This is a genomic window from Streptomyces sp. NPDC036822 (genome assembly GCF_055609145.1).
Window position 1 is genome coordinate 79,287 of the sequence record NZ_JBVJPY010000021.1, and the last position, 13,734, is coordinate 93,020.

Below are 13,734 nucleotides of genomic sequence, written 5' to 3' on the forward strand. Positions count from 1 at the left end.
TCAGGGGTACCGGGAAGACATGCAGGCATTGTCACGCGATGTGATCGAGATGGTCCGTGAGGACGTCGACCAGGTGAAGGCGGAGTGGGTGACCGCCGTGTCCGAGGGGCGCCGGGGCTCGGCCGCACTGGGCGCGGGCGGGGTGCTCGGAGTGCTCGCCGTGCTGGCCGCGCACGAGTCGGCGGTGCGGGCGCTGGAGCGGGTGTGGCCGGCGCCGCGGGCGGCCGGGGCGCTCGCCGCCGTGTACGGCATCGGGGCCGCGACGTTCGCCGGGTACGGCTACGAACGACTGCGCCGGGCCCGAGCCGCTTCGCGGGAGGCGCTGGCGGTCTCGCTGGACTCGGTGAAGGACGTGGCCGACGAACTGGCGAACTGACGGGGCTCCACCCGTCCGCCGCCCAAACGGCTCCGCAAGCACGTGAGTTGACACCTCTCTCCGATATTTCCGGCCCTCCACGGATGGTGTGAGGTTCAGGGGGCACGCGTACTCCGTGCTCGCACACGGGTGGGTCCGCGGGCGGGCCGCACGGCGTCCGCCGCTGCCCCGGCGCTCATGGGCCACGCATCGGCCCGGCCTGGACGTACGTCCGCGAGCGGACAGCGGAAGGTGACAACGGAATCCAGGGAGCACAGATGAAGGTCCGCGCGTGGTCGGTCCGACCGGATCTCCGGCTCACGGCTCACGTGGTCGCCGGTCGCTACCGGCTCGACGACCTGTTGGGGCGTGGAGGTGCGGCCGACGTGTACGAGGCGCTGGACCTGAGACTGCGGCGGCCGGTGGCGGTCAAGGTCTTCCGGCCCGGCAGCGAGTCCCAGACGGAGGAACGCTTCTACGGCGAGGGCCGTCTGCTGGCCCGGATGCGGCACCCCGGCCTGGTGACCGTGTACGACTCCGGCGAGGACGACGGGCGGCCCTTCCTGGTGATGCAGCTCGTCGAGGGGACGACGCTGCGGCGGCGCATCGCCACGGCCCCCCTGGCGCCTGCCGACGTCTCCCGGGTCGGCTCCGCCCTGGCTTCGGCGCTCGCCCATGTGCACGAGGCCGGTGTCGTCCACCGCGACGTCAAGCCGTCCAACATCCTCCTCGACGGGACGGGCACGCCCTATCTGACCGACTTCGGCATAGCCAGGCTGCTCGACACCACCACCGCCCACACCACCACCGGCGCTCTGGTGGGAACCGCGGCCTACATGGCGCCGGAGCAGGTGCTGGGGAAAGGAGCGGCGCCGGCGTCCGACGTCTACAGCCTCGGGCTGGTGCTCCTGGAGTCGCTGAAAGGTGAACTGGAGTACGCGGGACCGCCGTTGGAGGCCGCACTGGCGCGACTGCACCGGCCGCCGGTCGTTCCCCCCGGCCTTCCGGCGGATCTGGTCGAGCTGCTGGAGGCCATGACGGCCCCGGACGAGACGAACAGGCCGGACGCCCGGGCCTGCGCACGGAGGCTGGCCGCCATGCCGGGCGGAGAGGCGGGCATCCGTAGGCGTGGCCGTGCCCGCACGGGTGGTGCCGGGCCGGTCGCGGCGACGCCGAGCGAGGGGCCGCCGCCCCCGGACTCCCCTCCCCCGGCCTCCGCCTCCCTGCGCTCGGGCCGCGCTCTGCTCGCCACCGGCACGGCACTGGCCGTGCTCGGCGTCACGCTGACCGGCTCGATCGGCGCTGCGGCGGACTCCGTTCCGCGTTCCGAGACCCTCCGGACCGCCACGTCCCACGCCGACGGTCAGGGCTGACGCCGCCCGGTCCGGGCTCGTCCCGGTGGCTCGGCGGGTCCGCGGTGTGAACCGCCCGCGCCGGGCAACAAGGAGAGTCAGCACGGGCCGTGGACTCCCCGCGGGCCCCGCAGGAAGGAAGTGGGCATGCTCCCCGACATCTGGTCCTTCTCCGAGACCGCGACCCACGCGGCCGACATGAACCTGACCGGATTCCAGGTCGAAGCGACGGACGGCGGTATCGGAAAGGTCGACAAGCACTCCGCGGACGTCGGCTGCTGCCACCTGGTCGTGGACACCGGGCCGTGGATCCTCGGCAAAAACGTCGTGATCCCGGCCGGCATCATCACCGCCGTGGACAGGGCGACGGAGACCGTCTTCGTCAGCCGCACGAAGGAGCAGATCAAGGACGCTCCGGAGTTCGTCCCGGACGAGCCGGACACGGACGAACAGCACCGCATGAAGTTCGCCGACTACTACCTCGCGTTCTTCCGGTAGGCGCCCGGATGCCTCACAGGAGCCCTGTCGGCGCGGATCTCCCGCCCGACAGGGCTCCGCCGTCCTCCCGACGTCCGGCTCTGCAACCCAAGGCGGCATCGAGCGCGAGGGCGGCGGCCTGGACGGGGCGGCAGGCGTGCTTTCCGCGGGCGGCCGCGGAGAACAAATCACTGGCGTGCGGTCCGGCGGCCCGCATACCGTGGCGGTGCGACCGCGCCCCCGATGCGCTCGGCTGCGGCTACTTCCTCTGACAAACAAGTGACGCCGCCGCCCCCTTGATCTCGGGAGGCGCGGCCGCCCTTCGCCCCGCCTGTCGTCGGATCTCTCGGCCGGGCTTTTCGTTCCTTGGATCCGGGGGATTCACTGCCTCGTCACACCCAGCGCGTCTCCAAGATCTGGCCGGAGATGCTCGTCGCCCCGCACATCTCGGCGGCGGCCCGTACCGCTCCGGCCCCGCCGCGGGCCCACCACTCGCCCGCCGCGCCGCACACCCTGACCTACGAAGGCGGCCCGGCCTTCGTCCGGGAGCCTCGGGACGAACTCTTCCTGCTGGCCGTCGGCAACTTCGTGTCCCAGCGGACCTTCTACGAAGGCGGCCAGGAGCGCGACGACCGCTACGCCCGGCTCGTGGGCACGCTCGCGGTCGAGGACCCCGACTGGACGGCCGGCCTGCTGCGCTGGCTCCGTGGCGAGGGCAACCTGCGCACGGCGTCCCTGGTCGGCGCGGCCGCGTACGTCCGGGCCCGGCTCCAAGCAGGGGCGTGCGCGGGCCCTTCCAACCGGTCCGTCATCGACTCGGTGCTCCAGCGCGCCGACGAGCCCGGCGCGTTGCTCGCGCACTGGACGGCGGAGTACGGGCGGAACGTACCGCAGCCGGTGAAGCGGGGCGTCGCCGACGCCGCGCGCCGCCTGTACTCGTCCCGGTCGCTGCTGAAGTACGACACCGACGCCCAGGACTTCCGCTTCGGCGACGTGCTCAACGTGGTACACGCCTCCCCCGCCCCGGACAAGCCCTGGCAGGGGGCGCTCTTCCGCTACGCCCTGGACCGCCGGCACCATCCGGAGCAGGCCGTTCCACCGGCCTCCGACCGGCTGCTCACCGCGCGACGGGCGCTCATGGAGCTGCCGGTGGCCGAGCGGCGGGCCGTCGTGACCGGGCCGGGCGGTGCCGAGCGGCTCGCGGAGGCGGGCATGACCTGGGAGGCCCTGGCGGGCTGGCTCCACGGACCGCTGGACGCCGCCGTCTGGGAGGCCGTGCTCCCCTCGATGGCGCCGATGGCGCTCCTGCGGAACCTCCGAAACTTCGACGAGGCCGGAATCTCGGACGAGACGGCGGCCCGGGTCGCCGAGCGCATCTCCGACGCCGTGGAGGTCTCCCGGTCCCGGCAGTTCCCCTTCCGCTATCTCGCCGCCCACCGACAGGCGCCGTCGCCGCGCTGGAAGGCACCGCTGGAGCGGGCACTGGGCCACTCGCTGGGCAACGTACCGTCCCTGCCCGGCCGGACGCTGATCCTGGTGGACCGGTCCGACTCGATGTTCTGGGACACGGTCTCCGAGCGGTCCACGCTGACCCGGGCGGACGCGGCGGCCGTGTTCGGTTCCGCGCTGGCCCTGCGCGCCGAGCAGGCGGACCTGGTCGAGTTCGGCTGGTCCAGCAAGGTGGTGCCGTACCGGGCCGGAGAGCCGGTCCTCGAGATGGCGGAGCGCTTTCACCGCCTCGGCGGCACCTCCACCGCGACGGCGGTCCGCACCCACTACAGCGGACACGACCGGGTCCTCGTCGTCACCGACGAGCAGGCGGCGCCGTACGGCCCCGGCGGGCCGGCGGAACCGGTGCCGGACGACATCCCGGTCTACACCTGGAACCTGGCGGGGTACCGCCCCGCCCACGGTCCGGCGGGCCCTCACCGGCACACCTTCGGAGGGCTCACCGACGCCGCCTTCCGGATGGTCGGTCTCATCGAGTCCGGCCGCCGCGCCGCCTGGCCGTGGAACGCCGACCCGGCGTAGCGCACGCGGGCGTCCCTGTCCGGTTTCACTGGATTCCGGGGATTCGCTGCTGGCAAGTACTTGCCATGGCGAGGACTTGCCGCCAACCTGCCTTCACCTCGGAGCCACCGGCCGATAGACCCATGGCATGTTCTCCCCCTCGCACTCATCCGCCTTCGGGCGCAGACGCCGGCGGCTGCTCTCGGTCGCCGCCGCGGTGCCCCTGCTGGCGTCAGGGCTCGGTGTTCTGCAAGCGCCCGCACAGGCCGCCCCGAGCAAGCCCACCGTTCCCGCCAAGCCCTCGGCGACCCACAAGGTCACCCTGGTCACCGGCGACGTCGTCACGGTCACCACGATGGCCGACGGCAGGCAGAGCGCCGACATCGACCGGCCGGACAGCGCCGTCGGCGGCGTGAAGGTCCAGCAGGTCGGGGGCGACCTGTTCGTCGTCCCCGACGAGGCGGTGCCCCTGCTGGGCACGGACAAGCTGGACAAGCGGCTGTTCAACGTCACCGACCTGATCGAGATGGGCTACGACGACGCGAAGTCGGCCGCCGTGCCGCTCATCGCGACGTACGCTCCGACGACGTCCCGCGCGGCCGTGGAGCCGACGGCCCCCCGGGGCAGCAAGCTCACCCGCAAGCTCCCGGGCATCCGCGGGGCCGTGCTCAGCACGGAGAAGCGGCAGGCCCGCACCTTCTGGACCGCCGTCGCCCCGCGGGGGCGTACGACGTTGGGTGCGAGCGTGGAGAAGCTGTGGCTCGACGGTCGCGTGAAGGCCAGCCTGAAGGAGAGCGTGCCGCTGATCGGCGCGCCCGAGGCGTGGGCGGCCGGCTACACGGGCAAGGGCGTCAAGGTCGCGGTGCTCGACACCGGAATCGACGTCAACCATCCCGACTTCGAGGGCCTGATCGACGGCACGGCCAGCTTCGTGCCGGGTGAGGCCGTCACCGACGTCAACGGCCATGGCACGCACGTCGCAGGCACGATCGTCGGTTCGGGCGCCGGGTCCGGCGGCGGCGACAAGGGCGTCGCCCCCGGCGCCGACCTGTTCGTCGGCAAGGTGCTCGGCGGCAAGGAAGGCTACGGTCAGGACTCCTGGGTCATGGCCGGCATGCAGTGGGCCGCCGAGTCCGGGGCGGACGTCGTCAACATGAGCCTCGGCGACTCCTACCCGACGGACGGCAGCGACCCAATGTCGCGGACGGTCGACGCGCTCTCGGAGCGGTACGGCACGCTGTTCGTCATAGCCGCCGGCAACGCGGGCCCGGAGACCGTCTCCGCTCCGGGTGCCGCCGCCTCGGCGCTGACCGTGGCGGCCACGGACAAGGAGGACCGCCTCGCGTCCTTCTCCAGCACCGGCCCGCTGGCCTACAGCGGCGGCATGAAGCCGGACATCGCGGCGCCCGGCGTGGACATCACCGCGGCCCGCTCGCAGGAGATGACCGACGGCGGTGAGGGGCTCTACCGCACCATCAGCGGCACGTCCATGGCCACCCCGCACGTCGCCGGAGCGGCGGCGATCCTGGCCCAGCGGCACCCGGACTGGACCGGCGCGCAGCTCAAGGAACACCTGACGAGCACGGCGAAGGGCCTGGACGGGTACTCGCCGTACGAGGTCGGCACCGGCCGTCTCGACGTGGCCGCCGCCGTGCGCACCACGGTCCGCGCCACCGGATCGCTCTTCTTCGGCAGCTACACCTGGCCGCACCAGCCGAGCGACGTCGCCGTCACCAAGGACCTGACTTTCACCAACACCGGTCCCGCCGACGTCACGCTGAACCTCGCGCTGACCGACGAGGACGGGCCGTTCGCACTCGGAGTGGGCAAGGTGACCGTCCCGGCGGGCGGCACCGCCGCCGTGCCGGTGACGGGCGACCCGCAGGCCGCCTCGGCGGGCCGGCACGCCGGCTACGTGACCGCGACCGACGCGGCCACCGGGCAGCCGGTGACCCGCACGTCCGTCGCGCTGCTCAAGGAGGAGGAGCGCTACGACCTGAACATCAAGCTGGTCGGCAAGGACGGCAAGCCCGCCGCGGGCTGGGTCGGCATCAACCTGGCCGGCGACGTCTGGCCGTGGAACGTCTACGTCGAGGGCTCGACCACGATGCGCATGGCCCCCGGCCTCTACACCGTCGCGGGGTACCTCGACGTGGCGGGCGAGAAGGCGGACCGCTCGGGTGTGGCCGTGCTCGTCGATCCGGAGACCGTGCTCGAGGACGGTTCCGCGGAGGTCGTGCTGGACGCGAGCAAGGCCCGCCTGCTGCGGACCGAGGCGCCCCAGCTCACCGAGGACCGCCAGCGCAAGGTCGACTTCAACGTCCACTACACGGGCCTCGACCCGTACCTGGACTACCGCAGCGCCTATGTGGTGCCGCCGACGTACGACGACGTCTACGTCGCGCCGACGGAGACGATGAAGCGGGGCGAGTTCATGCTGATCACCCGCTGGCGCAAGGGCGAGCCGCAGCTCGCTCTGAGCACGCCGGGCGGCCGGCTCCGGTTCGAGGCACGGGTGCAGGCGGGCAGCGCGCTGGGGACGTCCACGGACAGACTGGACACCGTTTACGCGGGCGACGGCGCGGCGGCCTCGTACGGGAAGGTCGACGCCAAGGGGAAGGTCGTCGTCGTCGAGCGCAGCGACGAGGTCTCGCCCCAGGAGCGCGCCGAGGCCGCGGCCGCGGCCGGTGCCAAGGCGCTGATCGTGGTCAACGACGGTGTCGGCACGTTGATGGAGTACGTCGGCGAGTCGGCCATCCCGGTCGCCACCGTGCACCGCGACGCGGGCAAGGCCCTCCTCGCGATGGCCAGGGCGGGCACCCTGCCCCTGACCGTGACGCAGACCGAGCACACGCCGTACGTCTACGACCTGACCCGGGACTATCCCGGTCAGGTCCCGGACCGGGCCCTGGTCTACAAGCCCGCCAAGGACGACCTCGCCCGGATCGACGCCCGGTACTACGCGGCCGCCGGGGGCCGGTCGGCGGAGGGCTACCGTTCCGACTTCACCCTCAGCCCGTCCTTCAACTTCCCCGAGCCCGAATGGCACCCGGGCACCCGCACCGAGTGGGTGACGCCCGGTCAGGTGTGGCGGGAGTTCCACACCCAGGGCACCGACGGACCCCTGCCGTGGACGATGGTGTCGGGCGACAACACGTACGCCAAGGGCGGCACCACCCGGCTGGACTGGTTCGCGCCGGTCACCCGTCCCGCGCAGAGCGAGTCCTTCGGGGTGTACAACTCCCGCTGGCAGAACATGATGACCTGGAACGTGCAGGCGTGGGCCTCGGCCAGCGACACCATGCGGCTCGGCGGCTACCTGCCGTGGGGGGAGACACCGTCTCATCTGCGGGTCTTCCAGGGCGACACGCTGATCCACGACAACCCCGTCAGCGGGGACATGCAGTGGGTCGAGGTACCGGCGGGGAACCTGCCCTACCGCGCCGTGCTCGACGTGGAGCGGCCCGGTGACGTCTTCCGGCTGTCGACGCGTACGCACACCGAGTGGACGTTCATGTCCGACACCGTCGACGCGGACTTCTTCGAGCCGTTCTCGGTCCTGAACCTGGACTACGCGCTGGAGACGGACCTGCACGGCGACGTGAAGGCCGGCACGACCCAGCGGATCAGGCTGGAGCCCGTGTCGATGGACCTCGGCACGGTGCCGGGCTCCGTCACCTCGGTGACGCTGGACGTGTCGTACGACGACGGCGCCACCTGGCGGAAGACGGCTCTGGCCAAGGGCGCCGACGGCTCCTGGACGGGATCGTTCAGGGCGGCCGGGAAGGCCGGCGGCTACGTCTCCCTCCGCGCGAGCGCCGCGACGGACAGCGGCTTCGGCGTGAAGAACGAGATCATCCGGGCGTACGGCCTGCGATGAACCGCCTCGTCGGGCCCCGGGGAGGCGACTCCCCGGGGCCCCACCCGTCCCACCCGCTCCCACCAGGGACTATCCGGAATCTGCCGCCATGGCCCATACTCTTCCCGCTGCGACAAGCGGAAGAGAGTCGGTCGCCGATGCTGGATGTCCTGGGCCTCGACCCCGACGACGAACACGTCTACCGGGCGCTGCTCGGACGGCCCCACTCCCCCGCCGACGCGCTCGCCGACGCGCTCGCCCTGTCCCGGGCCCTCGTCGACACGGCCCTGGCCCGCCTGGTCGGGTGGGGACTGGCGACCAGGTCGGCGGACGACCGGTTCACCGCCGCCCCGCCGGCCATGGCGCTCGGCTCCCTCATCAGCCAGCGCCGGGACGGTCTGCGCAGGGCCGAGCAGGCTCTGGTGACCTTCGCCGAGGAGCACCGGGCGGCGATGACCGGGAGCAGCATCAGCGATCTGATCGAGGTGGTCACGGGTGTCGACGCCATCCGTCATCGCTTCCTCCAGGTACAGCAGGCGGCCCGCACGCAGGTCCGCAGTTTCATCACCGCGCCCTTCGTCGCTCTGCCCCCCGACGAGAACACGGCCGAGCCGGCGGCCATCGGCCGTGGCGTGCGGTTCCGGGCGGTCCTCGACCGGGCCGTGCTCGGCGAGCCGGGCATCGTCGACGACGCGATCGACGCGCTGGGCAAAGGCGTGCGCCTACGGGTCGCAGACGAGCTGCCCATGAAACTCGTCCTGGCCGACGCCGACCTCGGTCTCGTGCCGCTCGCGGTCACCCCGGACGGCGAGCCCGGCGCCGTGCTGCTGCACCGCAGCGGGCTGCTTGACGCGTTGGACGCCCTGTTCGAGACGGTCTGGCGTGCCGCACACCCGCTGGAGCTGTCGGGGCTGTCGGGCAGCGGCGGAGAGCCGGCGTCCCCCGTCGAGCTCGGCGCGAGCGGTCCGACCGAACTCGACCGGAAGATCCTGGCGCTCCTCCTGGCCGGGCTGACCGACCTGACCGCCGCGAGCCAGCTCGGCCTGTCGCCGCGCACGCTGCACCGGCGTCTGCGCCACCTCATGGACATGGCCGGAGTCCGGACCCGGATGCAGCTCGGCGGCCACGCCGTCCGGCACGGCTGGGTGGAACCGCGCTGACGGGCGGGTCCCCACCGTTCCGCGGTCGCGTGGCCGGCCACACTCGCGTGTTCGTGCTGCCCCGTTGTGCCGGGGCTCTGCCCCCTCGCTGGGCCGGAAGGCACCAACTTGGTTGTTTTGGTGGACGTTAGGCCATGAAACTGATCACAATGTGAAGGAACTGTGTCGGAGACCCGGGTCGTCGAGCGTGTTCCGGACCGGCACGTCGCCGCCCGCTCGGCGAGGGGAGGCGGTGCCCTGTCCCCACGTCGACTGGAGCAAGCGTGACGTCTCCTCACCTTCCCGCGCAGCAGCCGGACCCGCGCGTCGCCCCCGGCGCCGGCGGCGTCTTCGACGCGGCCCCCGCCCTGGACGGGGAGCTGTGCTTCGACCAGGCGTCCCTCGCGGCGGCCTCCGCGGACTTCGGCGGACTGGTCCGCCAGGCACCCGCCGCGGTCCTCCGGCCCCGCTCGGCCGAGGACGTCGCCGCGATGGTCCGCTACTGCCGGGAACGGGGACTGAAGGTCGCGGGGCGGGGGCGGGGGCACTCCACCAACGGCCAGGCGCAGGTGCCCGCCGGGCTCGTCGTCGATCTCGGCTCCCTGGATTCCGTCGAGATCCACGACGACACCGCCCGGGTGGGAGGCGGCGTGCGGTGGAGCGCCCTGGTCCGGGCCTCGCTGCCCCAGGGCCTCACCCCGCCTGCCTTCACCGACTACCTGGAGCTGTCCGTCGGCGGCACGCTGTCCGCCGGCGGCCTGGGCGGCCAGATCGGCCGGTACGGCACGCAGGTCGACAACGTGCTCGAACTCCAGGTCGTCACCGGTGAGGGCGAGATCGCGACCTGCTCGCCCACCGTGCGCCCCGACCTGTTCCGTGCCGTCCTCGGCGGTCTCGGGCAGTGCGCGATCATCACCCGCGCCACCCTCTCCCTCGTTCCCGCGCCCCGCTCCGTACGGCACTACGTGCTGTTCTTCGACAGCGTGGCCGCGCTCACCGCACGCCAGGCCGAGCTGATCGAGGAGGGACGGTTCGACTACCTCGTCGGCCAGGCGCTGCCCACCCCGGACGGCTGGACCTACATGCTCGAGGCCGCCGCCTACGACGGGGCCGCCGACGACGACGCCCGGCTCACGGACGGCCTGGGCCACACCTCCCTCGAGGTGCGGGACGTGGACTACTTCGACTTCCTCGACCGGCTCGCGCCGGCCGTGGAGGCGTTCACCGCCATGGGCGAGTGGCAGCGTCCCCACCCCTGGTACGACAGCCTGCTCCCCGCCTCCACCGTGAACGACGTCGTCACGGAGACGCTGTCCGGCCTCAAGGCGACGGCGCTCGGCGCGAGCGCGATCGTTCTGCTGTACCCCGTCCCCACCGCCAGGTGCCGGACCCCGCTGCCGGTGATGCCCGACGGGGAACTCGCCTACCTCTTCTCCCTGCTCAAGACCGCCTCGCCCGGAGCGGATTCCGCCGAGGAGATGGTGGCCGCGAACCGCCGCCAGTACGACGCCACGCTCGCCGCGGGCGGCCGCTGGTACCCCATAGGTTCGGTACCGCTCACGACGGACGACTGGGTGCGGCACTTCGGCGCCTTCTGGCAGGAGTTCAAGGCCGCCCGGCACCGGTACGACCCGGACGGCATCCTCACGCCCGGCCAGCGCATCTTCTGACCGAGCCGCGGACAGGTACGCGAACACCGGCGGTACGGGCGCCGTGGGGGCGCCTGCCCGGGCGAGCGGGGCTCCGGTCCTACTCGCGCACGCCCCAGGGCGAACCGTAGGCGGTGAGCAGGTCCAGGAAGGGGCGCGGCGGCAGGGCCTCCGGGCCCAGCACGCCCGTCCCCGCCCACACTCCCGAGGCCAGGAGTTCCAGCGCCACAACCGGGTTGACGGCGGTCTGCCACACCACGGCCTGGGAGCCGTACTCGCGCATGGACCACTGGTTGTCCACCACGTGGTAGAGGTACACCTCGCGTCGGCGGCCGTCCTTCGTGCCCGTCACCCAGGTGCCCGCGCAGGTCTTGCCGGTCATGCGCTCGCCCAGCGTGGCCGGGTCCGGGAGGCAGGCGGCGACCACGTCACGAGGGGAGACCCGCACCGGCTCGCCGTCCGCGTCACGGACGCCGACCGGCCGGGTCGCGTCCAGTCCGAGCGCGTGCAGGGTCTTCAGCTTGCCGATGAAGTCGTCGCCCAGTCCGTACTTGAAGGTGACCCGCCGGGCGTCCACCCAGCGCGGGACGAGGAGCACCTCCTCGTGCTCGACGTTCACGCACTCGACCGGTCCGATGCCCTCCGGGAAGTCGAACACCTCGGGCTCGCTGAACGGCTCGGTGGTGAACCATCCCCGCTCGCGCTCGTAGACCACGGGCGGGTTCAGGCACTCCTCGATCGTGGTCCAGATGCTGAACGACGGCGCGAAGTCGTAGCCCTCGACCGTGAGGTTCGCACCGTCACGGATGCCGATCTCCTCGATCTCGTCGAAGAGTTCGTCGGCGGCGTACCGGGCGAAGACGTCCGAAAGGCCCGGCTCCACCCCCATGCCGACCAGGGCCGTCCGGCCCGCCTTCTCCCACGCCTCGGCCCGTGCGAACTGCTCGTCGCCGAGCTTGACCCCGCACTCCCGGTAGGGCAGGTCGGGGTGCGGCCGCGACAGCGACATCGCCATGTCGACGTAGTGACAGCCCGCGGCGAGGGACGCCTCGAACAGCGGCATCACGAAACGCGGGTCGGTCGCGTTCAGCAGCACGTCGCACCGCTCCCGGGTGAGCAGCGAGACGACCGCGGACTCGTCGGAGGCGTCGATCCGGCGCGCGACGAACCGGCCGGCTCCGTCCTCGACCGCCCCCACGGCGGCTTCGGCGCGGGCGAGGTCGTAGTCGGCGACCACGAAGTGGTCGAAGAAGTCCCGGCGGGCCGCGATCCGGGTGATCGCGGTACCGACGCCGCCGGCGCCCACAAGCAGAACACGCATGACGAATCCCTCTCTCCGTGAGTTCGCGGAGGTCCGCGCCTCATGGGAGGGGATGAAAGCCGGGCGGGCGGATTAAGGTCAATGGTGTTGGCATAAGGACCGCGGCCCACGCCGCCGCACAGCATGGGCGCGGCGAGGGCCCGTCCTGGGAGGGAAGGCACAGATGGCGAAGCAGGTCGTCCCCGAAGGGGCCCGGAGGAGGAGGCGCCCGACCCGGCAGGGAACCGTCCTGTCGGAGCGGCTGATCGTCGAGACCGCGCTGCGGATGCTGCGCGAACACGGCAGCGCCGGGCTGTCCGCCCGTCGGCTGGGCGCCGCCCTCGGCGCCGACCCCAGCACCCTCTACCGCTACTTCGACGGCATGGACGGTCTCACTCTCGCCATCGGCGAGGAGTTGATCGGCCGGGCCCTCGACGGATGGGTGGCCACCGGCAGTTGGCGCTCCGACCTGCGGGCCCTCGGCCTGCGCATCCACGGCGCCTATCTCGCCCACCCCCAGGCGGCCCTGTTGACGGCCGGCCGCGTCACGGGCCGCCCCCGCGAGATCGCCGCCGACGAAGCCGTGCTCGGCATCCTCCGCACCGTCGGCTTCCCCGACCCGGAAGCGGTACTGATCTACCACGCGTTCATCGACCAGAGCCTGGCCTTCGCGGCCCTCGACGCCGGCTCCCTCGCCCTGACCGAGGCGTCCCGGATCTCCGACGAACGGCAGTGGGAGTCCACCTACGCGCGGCTGCCGGCCGAGGAGTACCCGCACATCGCGGCCACCGCGCCCCTGCTCGCCGCGCGGATGACCCACAGCGCGTACCCGGTGGCCCTGGACATGCTGCTTGCGAGCGCCGAGGCCCGGCTCCAGGCGCTCCGGCCGGGGGCCCGGGCCGTGCGCGTACCGTGACGGCGGATACGCGCAGAGCACGGGAATCCCTCCCACCAGGACAGGACCCGCACTACAGTGCGGTCATGTTCAGATCAGGGGTGGGGTTCCTCGCACTGTTCGGTGCGGGCTGGTGGCTGCTGGGCACGAGTGCCTTCGACGGCTGGGTCCGGCCGGTCGCGATCGTCGTGGGGTGCGCGCTCGCGCTGGGGCTGATGCTGGCGGCGCAGAGGCTGCTGCCCGCGTCGGCGGGTGGACCGTTACCGGCACACCTGCGACGGCGGTTCCACCGGATCAACGCGCTGCAGTGGCTCCTCATCATCGCCGTCGCCGTCGTGTGCGGCCGCGCCGGAGCGCCGGCACTGATCCCGCCGCTGGTCGCGCTGGTGGTCGGACTGCACTTCCTTCCGCTCGCCGTGGTCTTCGCCCAGCCGCGCCTGCGACTGCCCGCCGCCCTTCTCGTCCTGGCGGGGATCGGCGGCCTCGCCGTGTGGGCGACGCAGGGCCCGGCGACGACGGTGCGTCTCGTGGTCGGCGTCACCGCCGCGCTCTCCTTGTGGGCCACGGCCGCCTGGACGGTGACCGGTACGGCGTCCGCCCCTCGCGAGCCCGCGCCCACGTCGTGAGTCCGGCGCCCGGACCGGCCGGTCCGGGCCGACCCGCCGATCCACCGGGTCGAGCTCGTACGGACGCCACTC

The 13,734-nt window shown here is 72.6% G+C and carries 10 protein-coding genes; 9 read left to right on the forward strand and 1 reads right to left on the reverse strand.

Going from position 1 to position 13,734, the window contains the following annotated elements:
- The first annotated feature begins 19 nt into the window (after positions 1-19).
- The 7 genes from ACZ68P_RS31590 to ACZ68P_RS31620 all read left to right on the forward strand — a co-directional run bounded on the left by ACZ68P_RS31590 (position 20) and on the right by ACZ68P_RS31620 (position 10,862).
- Positions 20-376: a phage holin family protein gene (locus ACZ68P_RS31590; protein ID WP_471012257.1), complete on the forward strand. Its 357-nt coding sequence runs from the start codon at positions 20-22 to the stop codon at positions 374-376.
- Between the two features lie 257 nt (positions 377-633).
- Complete coding sequence (locus ACZ68P_RS31595; protein WP_471012260.1) at positions 634-1,728, forward strand: serine/threonine-protein kinase; 1,095 nt, start codon at positions 634-636, stop codon at positions 1,726-1,728.
- A gap of 126 nt (positions 1,729-1,854) precedes the next feature.
- Positions 1,855-2,205, forward strand: a complete 351-nt coding sequence (locus tag ACZ68P_RS31600; RefSeq protein ID WP_471012262.1) for a PRC-barrel domain containing protein — start codon at positions 1,855-1,857, stop codon at positions 2,203-2,205.
- Between the two features lie 405 nt (positions 2,206-2,610).
- Entirely contained in the window at positions 2,611-4,215 is a 1,605-nt protein-coding gene (locus ACZ68P_RS31605; protein WP_471012265.1) for a TROVE domain-containing protein, read from the forward strand.
- Between the two features lie 127 nt (positions 4,216-4,342).
- Positions 4,343-8,074 carry a S8 family peptidase gene (locus ACZ68P_RS31610; protein ID WP_471012266.1) on the forward strand — a complete coding sequence of 1,244 codons (3,732 nt, stop codon included), beginning with the start codon at positions 4,343-4,345 and terminating at the stop codon, positions 8,072-8,074.
- A 137-nt stretch (positions 8,075-8,211) separates the two neighbouring features.
- Positions 8,212-9,213, forward strand: a complete 1,002-nt coding sequence (locus tag ACZ68P_RS31615; protein WP_471012267.1) for a transcriptional regulator TrmB — start codon at positions 8,212-8,214, stop codon at positions 9,211-9,213.
- 263 nt (positions 9,214-9,476) lie between these two features.
- The gene (locus ACZ68P_RS31620) at positions 9,477-10,862 is read left to right on the forward strand and encodes an FAD-binding protein (protein ID WP_471012270.1); all 1,386 of its coding nucleotides are present in this window, start codon (positions 9,477-9,479) and stop codon (positions 10,860-10,862) included.
- Positions 10,863-10,941: 79 nt separating this feature from the next.
- Here ACZ68P_RS31620 and ACZ68P_RS31625 read toward each other — a convergent pair whose 3' ends face one another.
- The gene (locus ACZ68P_RS31625; protein WP_471012274.1) at positions 10,942-12,162 is read right to left on the reverse strand and encodes a saccharopine dehydrogenase family protein; all 1,221 of its coding nucleotides are present in this window, start codon (positions 12,160-12,162) and stop codon (positions 10,942-10,944) included.
- 163 nt (positions 12,163-12,325) lie between these two features.
- Here ACZ68P_RS31625 and ACZ68P_RS31630 point away from each other — a divergent pair, with 163 nt between their 5' ends.
- The gene (locus ACZ68P_RS31630) at positions 12,326-13,057 is read left to right on the forward strand and encodes a TetR/AcrR family transcriptional regulator (protein ID WP_471012277.1); all 732 of its coding nucleotides are present in this window, start codon (positions 12,326-12,328) and stop codon (positions 13,055-13,057) included.
- Between the two features lie 65 nt (positions 13,058-13,122).
- A complete protein-coding gene (locus ACZ68P_RS31635) occupies positions 13,123-13,662 on the forward strand; it encodes a hypothetical protein (protein ID WP_471012280.1) in 540 nt (179 codons plus the stop codon).
- Positions 13,663-13,734: the final 72 nt, after the last annotated feature.